An 11520-nucleotide genomic window follows, 5' to 3' on the forward strand; every position below is an offset into this window, starting at 1 on the left:
CCCAGTCGCGATACATCGCGACTAGGGGTCGTGGCGACTCGACGGACGGAGTCCGGCGCGGCCGGCCGAAGCCTGAGAGGCCCCCAGGGCCGAGCAGTGCGAGGACGGCCATCCCAAAGGGGCTACATCGCGACCAGGGGTCGTGGCGACTCGACGGACGGAGTCCGTATGCCCGACCTCACAGGTTCGGGCGCCCGGCCCCGTTCTACGCTGGTGTCCGCTGTCGACGAAGTCAGCCGTAGCCCCGTCGAGTGAGGAATGGCCACGCCATGCCAGAGTTTGCCTATTCGGACCTGCTGCCCCTGGGCGAGGACACCACGCCGTACCGCCTGGTGACCGCCGAGGGCGTGAGCACCTTCGAGGCCGACGGGCGTACGTTCCTCAAGGTCGAGCCGGAGGCGCTGCGCAAGCTCGCGGCCGAGGCGATGCACGACATCTCGCACTATCTGCGCCCCGCCCACCTCGCCCAGCTGCGCCGCATCCTGGACGACCCCGAGGCCAGCCCCAACGACCGCTTCGTCGCGCTGGACCTGCTGAAGAACGCCAACATCGCGGCCGCGGGCGTGCTCCCGATGTGCCAGGACACCGGCACCGCCATCGTGATGGGCAAGCGCGGGCAGAACGTGCTGACCGAGGGCGGCGACGAGGAGTCCCTGTCGCGCGGCGTCTACGACGCGTACACCAAGCTCAATCTGCGCTACTCCCAGATGGCCCCGCTGACCATGTGGGAGGAGAAGAACACCGGCTCCAACCTGCCCGCCCAGATCGAGCTGTACGCGACCGACGGCGGCGCGTACAAGTTCCTCTTCATGGCCAAGGGCGGCGGCTCGGCCAACAAGTCCTTCCTCTACCAGGAGACGAAGGCGGTCCTCAACGAGGGCTCGATGATGAAGTTCCTGGAGGAGAAGATCCGCTCGCTGGGCACCGCGGCCTGCCCGCCGTACCACCTGGCGATCGTCGTCGGCGGCACCAGCGCGGAGTACGCGCTCAAGACCGCGAAGTACGCCTCGGCGCACTACCTGGACGAGCTGCCCACCGAGGGCTCCCCGACCGGCCACGGCTTCCGCGACAAGGAGCTGGAGGAGAAGGTCTTCGAGCTGACGCAGCGGATCGGGATCGGCGCGCAGTTCGGCGGCAAGTACTTCTGCCATGACGTGCGGGTGGTCCGGCTGCCCCGGCACGGCGCGTCCTGTCCGGTGGCCATCGCGGTCTCCTGCTCCGCCGACCGCCAGGCGCTGGCGAAGATCACGCCCGAGGGCGTCTTCCTGGAGCAGCTGGAGACCGACCCGGCCAAGTACCTGCCGGAGACCACCGACGAGCACCTGTCGGACGACGACGTGGTGCGCATCGACCTCAACCGCCCGATGGACGAGATCCGGGCGGAGCTGACCAAGTACCCGGTCAAGACCCGGCTCTCGCTCAGCGGCCCGCTCGTGGTCGCCCGCGACATCGCGCACGCGAAGATCAAGGAGCGGCTGGACGCGGGCGAGGAGATGCCGCAGTACCTGCGCGACCACGCCGTCTACTACGCGGGCCCGGCCAAGACCCCCGAGGGCTACGCCTCCGGCTCCTTCGGGCCGACGACGGCGGGCCGCATGGACGCGTACGTCGAGCAGTTCCAGGCGGCCGGCGGCTCGCACGTCATGCTGGCGAAGGGGAACCGCTCCCGGCAGGTCACCGAGGCATGCGAGGCGCACGGCGGCTTCTACCTCGGCTCGATCGGCGGCCCGGCGGCGCGGCTGGCCCAGGACTGCATCAAGAAGGTGGAGGTCCTGGAGTACGCGGAGCTGGGCATGGAGGCGATCTGGAAGATCGAGGTCGAGGACTTCCCGGCGTTCGTCGTGGTCGACGACAAGGGGAACGACTTCTTCACCGACCCGGGCCCGTCCCAGCCGCTCGTCACCAGCATCCCGGTGCGGCCGCAGGGCTGAGCCAACCGCCCTAGCCGGCCAGCACCGTCTCGAACGCCCCCGGGCGCTGGGCCACGCCGCTACAGGCGGGGTCCGGCCCGGGGGCGTTGTCGCGTGCGGGGCAGGGGCGGTCGCGCTCCGCGGACCACATGGACAGCCGGCCGATCCCCTTGGCCGCGGCGAACCGGGCGAGACCGGCGGCGTCCTCGAGCGTGAAGACCTCGCCCGAGACGTCGTTGACACCGATCATCGGGGTCACGGCGAGCGCCTTCCAGGCCGCGGCCGCGGAGAGGCCGAGGACGCCGCGGATCCGGCCGTGGGCGTTGATGGCGGCCTGGACGGCGTACCGGCCCATGTTTCCGGTGTGCTCGCCGCCGTAGTTCATGGCCATGATGTTCACGCCCGAGACGGCGACGCCCTGGGCCCTGGCGTTGGCGAGCAGGGCGCTGCCGTCGTCGGTCAGGCCGTACGGCATGGCGGGCAGGGTGAACGAGACGTCCAGGTCCGGCCGGACGCGCTGGAGCAGCGCGATGGCCCGCGCCCGGCGGGTGGCCGAGACGGGGTCGGCCAGACCGGCGCCCTCGATGTCGAAGTCGGCCTTGGTGAAGCCGTAACGGTCGATCACCGTGGCGTAGGCGGTGGCGAGTTGGCCCACGTCGGGGCAGGCCGCGGCCAGCTCCGGCCCGGTGGCGCCACCGAAGGAGACCCGTACGTCGCCCCCGGCCCGGCGTACGGCGGCGATCCGGGCCGCCAGCGCGCGGTCGGCCAGCGGGATCCCGCCGTCCCACACCGGGGCGCAGCCCGCGCCCGCGATGACGAAGCCCAGGCTGAACTCCTTGACGCCGCGCGCCGCGGCCGCGGTCATGTCGTACCCGGAGGCCGCCCAGGCGCTGACGTACGGGGCCAGCGGTACATCGGCGTGGCCGCGGGCAACAGCGGGTGCGGGCGGGCGCGCGGGCGGGGAGGCGGGCCGCGGGAGCGGCCGCTCGCCACCGGCCCAGACGGCGACGGCGGCGCAGACCGCCGCGGCGAGCGCGGCGCGGCCGCCCAGGCGTGGGGTGGATCTGGCCCTCACGCGAATGTCTCTCCTTCCGGTACGGGGCTCCGGGCCTGGCCGAGTGCTCCGTCGGCCGCCGTTCAAAGCTCGCACACCGGATGAACCGTCATGAGCTATGACACACCGCGTCGTTTACCTATATGCGGAAAATCCTATTTGCTGCATTAGCCTCTCGCTCATGCACCCACAGTCAGACGTGGCCGAGCGCGCTCCGGCGCGCCTCCTCGCCGCGGACGAGGCCACGGCGGGGCCCGTGTTCGTGGACCTCTCCGGGCGCCGCGCCCGCCTGTTGCGGCACGCGGGCCTGGTCGCGGGGGCCGCCGTCCTCGGCTACACCGCCCTCCTGGGCGCGGGGTTCTCGGGCAGCACCACCCTCGCCCCGGCCACCCTGGTCCCCGGCAGCGACGCCACCGCCGAACCGGCCGCCCCGGCCGCCCGGGACGGCAAGGACGCCCGGGACGACAAAGACGCCCGGGACGGCAAGGACGCCCCGCGCGGCCACCACCCGCCCCACAAGCCCCCGGCCATGGCCGGAGCCCCCTCCCGGCACACCGACCGCCCGGCCGGGGCCGAGGCGCGATGAACGGCGGCAGACAGCCGAGGCTGCCGCGCCCGCGCCGCCGCCGGCACCCGGCGGCCGAGCCCCCGCCGCGGCCGCAGCCGCAGCGGGCTCCCCGCCGCACCGTGTCCCGGATGGCCGCCGCCGGGCGGCACGCCGTCCCCCAGCTGCGGCTGGTGCTCGGGGTGGCCACACTGGTCGCGGTGGTCTGCGGGATGCTGCTGGACGGCTATCTGCACGCCGAGGTCGGCAACGACGCCCGGGTGCACCGGACACTCCGCGCCGATCACGTCCCCGACCGGGTCCGCACCGGCGGCCCGGTGCTCGCCTTCGACGACCGCGGCAGGCCCACCGGCCACCGCATCCCGGCCCGGACCATCGCGCTGACCTTCGACGACGGCCCCGACCCGCGCTGGACCCCGGAGATCCTGAAGGTGCTGCGCGACCACGACGTGCCGGGCACCTTCTTCGTGCTCGGCCAGATGGTGGTCCGCCACCCCGGCCTGGTGCGCCGGGTGCGGGCCGCCGGCCACGAGATCGGCGTGCACACCTTCACCCACTCGGACCTCGCCTACCAGGACCGCGGCCGGGTGGACCGCGAGCTGGCGCAGTCCCAGGTGGCCCTGGCCGGCGCGGCCGGCATCACCAGCTCGCTGTTCCGCGCCCCGTACGCCTCGACGCTCGGCGCGCTCGACGACCTGCTCTGGCCGGTCCAGCGGTATCTGGGCGACCGCGGCTACATCAGCGCGTTCATCGACGTCGACAGCCAGGACTGGAAGCGCCCGCCGGTCGAAAGGATCATCCGCAACGCCACCCCGAAGGCCGGAGAGGGCGCCGCCGTGCTCTTCCACGACGCGGGCGGCGACCGCTCGCGGACCGTCCGGGCGCTGGGGACGTACATCGAGCGGATGAAGGCGAAGGGCTACACCTTCACCACGGTCACCGGGGCGCTCGGCGCCGGGACCGCCGTCCACCCGGCCGACGGCTCGCGCGTCTGGCAGGGCCGGGCCCTGATCTGGGCCGCGGCGCTCACCCAGTTCGCCATGCCGGGGCTGGCCTGGCTGCTGGCCGTGGTGGGTCTCGCGGTGATCGCGCGGCTGCTGATGATGCTGGTGCTCGCGTGGTGGCACCGGCGCGCCCGCGACCGGCGGCGCTTCACCTGGGGCCGGATGGTGGAGGAGCGGGTGAGCGTGATCGTGCCCGCGTACAACGAGAAGGAGTGCATCGCCAACACGGTGAACTCGCTGGCCGCCAGCACCCATCCGATCGAGATCCTGGTCGTGGACGACGGCTCGACCGACGGCACCGGCGACATCGTGACGGCCCTGGGCCTGCCGAACGTACGGGTGCTGCGGCAGGAGAACGCGGGCAAGGCCGCCGCGCTCAACCACGGCATCGCCGAGGCCCGCTACGACCTGATCGTGATGATGGACGGCGACACCGTCTTCGAACCCGGCACCGTGCACGAGCTGGTCCGGCCCTTCGCCGACCCGGGCGTCGGCGCGGTCGCGGGCAACGCCAAGGTCGGCAACCGCGCCGGGCTGATCGGCGCCTGGCAGCACATCGAGTACGTGATGGGCTTCAACCTCGACCGCCGGATGTACGACCTGCTGCGCTGCATGCCCACCATCCCCGGGGCCATCGGCGCCTTCCGCCGCCGCGCCGTGCTGGAGGCGGGCGGCATGAGCGCCGACACCCTGGCCGAGGACACCGACATCACGATCGCCCTGCACCGGGCCGGCTGGCGGGTCGTCTACCAGGACAGCGCCCACGCCTGGACCGAGGCGCCCAGCACGGTGGCCCAGCTGTGGCGGCAGCGCTACCGCTGGAGCTACGGCACCATGCAGGCGCTGTGGAAGCACCGCCGCTCGCTGGTCGACCATGGCCCCTCCGGGCGCTTCGGCCGGGTCGGGATGCCGCTGGTGGTCCTCTTCCAGGTGGTCGCGCCGCTGTGCGCGCCGCTGATCGACCTGTTCACGCTGTACGGGGTGGTCTTCCTCGACCCGGCGAAGTCGCTGCTGGCCTGGTGGGCCCTGGTGCTGCTCCAGCTGCTCGCCGCGGCGTACGCCTTCCGGCTGGACGGCGAGCGGTACGGGCCGCTGCTGGCGCTGCCGCTCCAGCAGGTCGCCTACCGGCAGCTGATGTACCTGGTGCTGCTGCACTCCTGTGTCACGGCGGCGTCCGGGGCGCTGCTGCCGTGGCAGAAGCTGCGGCGCACCGGCGAGGTGGACCCGCCCCGCACCCCCACCCCCGAACCCGTACGCTGACCGCCCCCCGGGGACGGGGCGGGCCAGGGCAAAGATCACCCCCTGGCCGGGAACACCGCGGGGCGGGCGGGTGCTGTCGGGAGTGGAGGTGGGCGTGTCATGACCGATAAGAAGCTGTCCGACGAGAAGTACCGCATCGAGCACGATTCCATGGGTGAGGTGCGGGTCCCGGCGCACGCGAAGTGGCGTGCCCAGACCCAGCGGGCGGTGGAGAACTTCCCCGTCAGCGGGCAGCGCCTGGAGCGCGCGCACATCGAGGCGCTGGCGCGCATCAAGGCCGCGGCCGCCACGGTGAACGCCACGCTCGGCGTGGTCGACGCCGAGGTCGCGCGGGCCGTCGCGGACGCCGCGGCCCAGGTCGCCGAGGGCCGCTGGGACGACCACTTCCCCGTCGACGTCTTCCAGACCGGCTCGGGCACCTCCTCCAACATGAACATGAACGAGGTGCTCGCCACCCTCGCGAGCGAGCGCCTTGGCCGCGACGTCCACCCCAACGACCACGTCAACGCCAGCCAGTCGTCCAACGACGTGTTCCCCTCCTCCATCCACATCGCGGCCACCGCGGCCGTCACCGCCGACCTGATCCCCGCACTCGACCACCTCGCCGCGGCGCTGGAGCGCAAGGCGGCGGAGTTCGCGGAGGTGGTCAAGGCGGGCCGTACGCACCTCATGGACGCCACACCGGTGACGCTGGGCCAGGAGTTCGGCGGATACGCCGCCCAGGTCCGCTACGGCGTCGAGCGGCTGCGCGCCGCGCTGCCCCGGCTGGCCGAACTGCCGCTGGGCGGCACCGCCGTGGGCACCGGCATCAACACCCCGCCCGGTTTCTCCGCCGCCGTCATCGCCGAGCTGGCCCGCGCCACCGGGCTGCCGCTCACCGAGGCCCGTAACCACTTCGAGGCGCAGGGCGCGCGCGACGGCCTGGTGGAGACCTCCGGCCAGCTGCGCACCCTCGCGGTCTCCCTCACCAAGATCGCAAACGATCTGCGCTGGATGGCCTCCGGGCCGCGCACCGGGCTGGCCGAGATCGCCCTGCCCGATCTCCAGCCCGGCTCCTCGATCATGCCGGGGAAGGTCAACCCGGTGATCCCCGAGGCGGTGCTCATGGTGGCCGCCCAGGTCACCGGCAACGACGCGACCGTGGCCTGGGCCGGGGCGGCCGGAAACTTCGAGCTGAATGTGATGCTCCCGGTCATCGCCAAGAACCTGCTGGAGTCCGTCCGGCTGCTGGCGGCCGCCTCCCGGCTGCTGGCGGACCGCACCGTCGACGGGATCACCGCCAACGCGGAGCGCGCCCGCGAGTACGCGGAGTCCTCCCCCTCCGTCGTCACCCCCCTCAACCGCTACATCGGCTACGAGGAGGCGGCGAAGGTGGCCAAGAAGTCGCTGGCCGAGCGGAAGACCATCCGGGAGGTGGTCCTGGAGTCCGGGTACGTGGAGCGGGGGCTGCTGACCCTCGAGCAGTTGGACGAAGCCCTCGATGTCTTGCGGATGACCCACCCGTAACGCGGTGTTGCGGTATAGGTCACGGCGTGGTGCCGTCCGCCCACCTAAGATCTGCTCATGACAGCGGACATCGTGGAGACGACGGGGACGGCACACACCGCTCGATGGGCGCGTGGGGAGCACATCCTGTGGCGCTACCGCGCCAACGCCGCCGACAGCATCCACATCTGCCGCCCCGTGACCGTGGTCCAGGACACCGCGAAGCTGCTCGCCGTCTGGCTCGCCCCCGGCACCTCCTGCGTCAGGCCGCAGCTGACCGACGGCACCTCGCTCCACCACGAGCCGCTGTCCACCCGCTACACCAAGCCGCGCACCACCGCGCTGTCCACCTGGCTGGGCACCGGCGTCCTCAAGCTCGCCCGGCCCGGGGACCCGTGGTCGGTATGGCTGTTCTGGGAGCGTGACTGGCGCTTCAAGAACTGGTACGTGAACCTGGAGGAGCCGCGGCTGCGCTGGAGCGGCGGCATCGACTCGGAGGACCACTTCCTGGACATCGCGGTCTACCCGGACCGCAGCTGGGAATGGAAGGACGAGGACGAGTTCGCGCAGGCCCAGCGCGACGGCCTGATGTCCCCCGAGCAGGCGGAGCGCGTACGGGCCGCGGGGCGGGCCGCCGTCGGTCTCATCGAATCCTGGGGAGCGCCGTTCCGGGAGGGCTGGGAGGACTGGCGTCCCGACCCGGCGTGGACCGTGCCCGAACTGCCGGCGGAATGGCGACGGCCGGCGGTCCGTACCGACCGGTATCGCACGTCGGCGCACTCGAGGCCATGAACCTCTTGCTGTGCCCCTGTGTTTCAAACGTAGGATCGTCGTCCGGAAGACTGCACTCACGAAAACGGGACAGCGGCGCAACTCACGACTGAGGCGTGACATCTGACGCGGTCACAGGAGGGGGCGGAGGCGTGAGCGATGAGGGAGGTCGGCACGTCCACGGCGGGGCGGGCGACGGAGGGCCGGTGACCGTGACGGGGAGCGCCGGCGCGGAAGACGCCGACTACGCCGACGACTACGAGGGGTTCGAGGACTTCGACCGGCTGGCGCTGGACCGCAGCGGGCAGGCGGAGGCCTTCGACACCATCGGCGACCGCTACGACGAGGCGTTTCCGCACAAGGACGGCCAGCTCACGGCCGGCCGCTGGCTGGCCGGCGCCCTCGCGCCCGGCTCCCGCGTGCTCGACGTCGGCTGTGGCACGGGACTGCCCACGGCCCGTCAGCTCGCCGACGCCGGACACCAGGTGGTCGGCATCGACATCTCCCCCGGCATGCTCAAGCTGGCCCGGCACAACATCCCGGCCGCCACCTTCCACCTGACGGACATCGTCGACCTGCGGGCCGGCGGCCGCTACGGGCCGGGCGGCGCGCGCGACCTCGGCGAGTTCGACGCCGTCGTCGCGTTCTTCTCGCTGCTGATGCTGCCGCGCCCGGAGATCCCGTACGCGCTGCGGGCGCTGCGCGGGCTGCTGAGACCCGGCGGGCTGCTGGCCCTGGCCATGGTCGAGGCGGACATCGACGACTTCGCGATCCCGTTCCTGGGCAACTCGGTGCGGGTATCCGGTTACCTGCGGGAAGAACTGCGGCGGGTCGTGCAGGACGCGGGCTTCGAGATCACCGGGGAGGACTCGCACTCGTACGCCCCGGCCAGCACGGACGTACCACCCGAGATCCAGCTCTATCTGCACTGCCGACGACGTGTCTGACACTCGGTGCGCCCGGACGAACAGGGCGCATGGCCCCGGACGGATGGAAACCCACGCGTGACGGAGCACCCCACCTCCCACAACGAGCGGCAGGCCACCAGCCCCGCCGCCGCCTCGGGCGCGCATACGCCCGAGGACGCGCACGGCGCGGTCCCGGACCCGCGGACCGCCGTGCGCAGAGCCGACGCCCCCGGCCAGGAGCCGGGCGGCGGGCGGCCTCGTCCGGCCTTTCCCGCGGCCGAGTCGGCCGGCGGCCCCGCCTCCGGCCCGGCCCGGGACGACACCCCGGGCCGGGGTGTCGTCGCGGGCGGGGACGGCGCCCAGGACCGCGGCGGCGACGCCTCGCGCCATACGAGGAGACGCGGCCGTGCCGCGGATCCCGGCGGCGGAGCGGGCGGCGGCGAGTCGGCCAACGAGGCGGTAAACGAGCACCCGGCGCAGCCGGAGCACGGCACACCGGAGGGCGAGCCAGTGTGGGACGCGGACCGCAACGCCGCCAGGGGCGCGGCACACGGGCCCGGAGCGCGGGACGGCGCTCCCGGCCCCGGGGCCGAGCCCCCGGCCGCCGGGAGCGGCACGGGCGGGCGGCGCGGGCGTGACGCCCGGGGAGCCGCCCGGCGCGGCGCGGCCGCGGGCGAACACCCGCCGGCCGGGGTGGGCGATGCCCGGGCCGCGGCCGAGGTGGGCTACGGCACGCCCGAGGGCGGGGTGCCGGCGGTGCCCGCGGTCCCGGCTGTTCCCCCGTCAGGTGGCCCCGTGGCCGCCGAGGCGGCCGCCGCGCGGGACCGGGGCGGGGACAGGCTGCGGTTCGTCGGGGCGGCGACCCGCCGGATCGCGCGCGGCATCGACCTGGACGAGATCGTGCTGGGCCTGTGCCGGGCCACCGTGCCGACCTTCGCCGACGCGATCCTGGTCTATCTGCGCGACCCGCTCCCGGTCGGCGACGAGCGCCCGGTCGGCCCGGTCGTGCTGCGGCTGCGCCGCACCGACCGCATCCCGCTGGACCCGGACACCGAGAGCGGGCGGCTGCCGCTGCTGCCCTCGCAGCCGGATCTGTCGCCCGCCGTGGGCGGCGGCCCGGCGGCCGAGCTGTGCGAGGTGGAGGCGGGCGGGCCGCTTAACGAGGTGCTGCGCGGGGTGCGGCCGGTCTTCGGTGACTCCTCGGCGGCCCGGGCCGCGCTGCCCGAACTGCTGGGCGAGCACACGTCGGTGGCCACGGGCCAGCGCACGGTCCTGGCGCCGCTGCGGGGGCGGCGCCGGGTGATCGGCGCGGCCGTGTTCGTACGCCGCCCGGACCGGCCGCCGTTCGAGCCGGACGATCTGCTGGTCGCCGCCCAGCTGGCCACGCACACCGCGCTCGGCGTCGACAAGGCGGTGCTCTACGGCCGCGAGGTGTACATCGCCGACGAGCTTCAGCGCACCATGCTGCCCGACTCGCTGCCACAGCCCACCGGCGTCCGGCTGGCCAGCCGCTATCTCCCGGCCGCCGAGACCGCGCGGGTCGGCGGCGACTGGTACGACGCGATCCCGCTGCCGGGCAACCGCGTCGCGCTGGTGGTCGGCGATGTGATGGGCCACTCCATGACCTCGGCCGCCATCATGGGCCAGCTGCGCACCACCGCGCAGACCCTGGCCGGGCTCGACCTGCCGCCGCAGGAGGTGCTGCACCACCTCGACGAGCAGGCGCAGCGGCTGGGCACCGACCGCATGGCCACCTGCCTGTACGCGGTCTACGACCCGGTCGCGCACCGCATCGTGGTGGCCAACGCGGGCCATCCGCCGCCCCTGCTGCTGCACCGCGGCGGGCGCGCGGAGGTGCTGCGGGTGCCGCCGGGCGCGCCGATCGGGGTCGGCGGCGTCGACTTCGAGGCGGTCGAGCTGGACGCGCCCGCGGGCGCCACCCTCATGCTCTACACCGACGGCCTGGTCGAGTCGCGGATGCGGGACGTGTGGACCGGGATCGAGCAGCTCCGCGAGCGCCTGACGGCGACCGCCCGGCTCACCGGCCCCAACCCGCCGCCGCTGGAGCCGCTGTGCGACGAGGTGCTGGACATGCTCGGCCCGGGCGACCGGGACGACGATGTGGCGCTGCTGGCGGCCCGCTTCGAGGGGATCGCGCCGAGCGATGTCGCCTACTGGTTCCTGGATCCCAAGGCGCAGACGGCCGGGCAGGCGCGCCGGCTGGCGCGGCGGGCGCTGGCCCGGTGGGACCTGGAGGATCTGACCGACGCGGTGGAGCTGCTGGTGAGTGAGGTGATCACCAATGCCGTGCGGTACGCGGAGCGGCCGGTGACGCTGCGGCTGCTGCGGACGGACGTGCTGCGCTGCGAGGTCGGGGACGACGTCCCGCAGCTGCCGCGGCTGCGCCAGGCGCGCCCGTCGGACGAGGGCGGGCGTGGGCTGTACCTGGTCAACCGGATGGCGCGGCGGTGGGGCGCGACGCGGCTGAGCACGGGCAAGGTCGTGTGGTTCGAGCTGGCGATGCCGCCGCGGTCCTGAGACCCGCGGCACACGCGGCGGCGGG

At 73.6% G+C, this 11520-nt stretch carries 8 protein-coding genes; 7 read left to right on the forward strand and 1 reads right to left on the reverse strand.

The features are described 5' to 3' along the window. Positions 1-269: 269 nt before the first annotated feature. Entirely contained in the window at positions 270-1931 is a 1662-nt protein-coding gene (locus ABTY62_RS04495) for a fumarate hydratase (RefSeq protein WP_352127878.1), read from the forward strand. Between the two features lie 10 nt (positions 1932-1941). On the opposite strand, the gene ABTY62_RS04500 is transcribed toward ABTY62_RS04495, so the two are convergent. Beyond that, the gene (locus tag ABTY62_RS04500) at positions 1942-2985 is read right to left on the reverse strand and encodes a chitinase (protein WP_352127879.1); all 1044 of its coding nucleotides are present in this window, start codon (positions 2983-2985) and stop codon (positions 1942-1944) included. 160 nt (positions 2986-3145) lie between these two features. On the opposite strand from ABTY62_RS04500, the gene ABTY62_RS04505 reads away from it, so the two are divergent. The 6 genes from ABTY62_RS04505 to ABTY62_RS04530 all read left to right on the forward strand — a co-directional run bounded on the left by ABTY62_RS04505 (position 3146) and on the right by ABTY62_RS04530 (position 11495). Continuing rightward, the gene (locus ABTY62_RS04505; RefSeq protein WP_352127881.1) at positions 3146-3550 is read left to right on the forward strand and encodes a hypothetical protein; all 405 of its coding nucleotides are present in this window, start codon (positions 3146-3148) and stop codon (positions 3548-3550) included. A gap of 110 nt (positions 3551-3660) precedes the next feature. Further along, positions 3661-5793, forward strand: coding sequence for a bifunctional polysaccharide deacetylase/glycosyltransferase family 2 protein (locus ABTY62_RS04510; RefSeq protein ID WP_352127882.1), 2133 nt, complete (start codon positions 3661-3663; stop codon positions 5791-5793). A 99-nt stretch (positions 5794-5892) separates the two neighbouring features. Then, on the forward strand, positions 5893-7299 hold the full coding sequence (locus ABTY62_RS04515; protein ID WP_352127884.1) for a class II fumarate hydratase: 1407 nt from the start codon (positions 5893-5895) through the stop codon (positions 7297-7299). Between the two features lie 57 nt (positions 7300-7356). Then, positions 7357-8070 carry a cytidylyl-2-hydroxypropylphosphonate hydrolase gene (gene fomD, locus ABTY62_RS04520; protein WP_352127885.1) on the forward strand — a complete coding sequence of 238 codons (714 nt, stop codon included), beginning with the start codon at positions 7357-7359 and terminating at the stop codon, positions 8068-8070. Between the two features lie 263 nt (positions 8071-8333). Further along, positions 8334-8996, forward strand: coding sequence for a class I SAM-dependent methyltransferase (locus ABTY62_RS04525; protein WP_352128265.1), 663 nt, complete (start codon positions 8334-8336; stop codon positions 8994-8996). Between the two features lie 57 nt (positions 8997-9053). Then, positions 9054-11495, forward strand: coding sequence for a SpoIIE family protein phosphatase (locus tag ABTY62_RS04530; RefSeq protein ID WP_352127886.1), 2442 nt, complete (start codon positions 9054-9056; stop codon positions 11493-11495). The last annotated feature ends 25 nt before the right edge of the window (positions 11496-11520 follow it).

Source organism: Streptomyces sp. NPDC097640 (genome assembly GCF_040302705.1).
Taxonomy (GTDB): Bacteria; Actinomycetota; Actinomycetes; order Streptomycetales; family Streptomycetaceae; genus Streptomyces.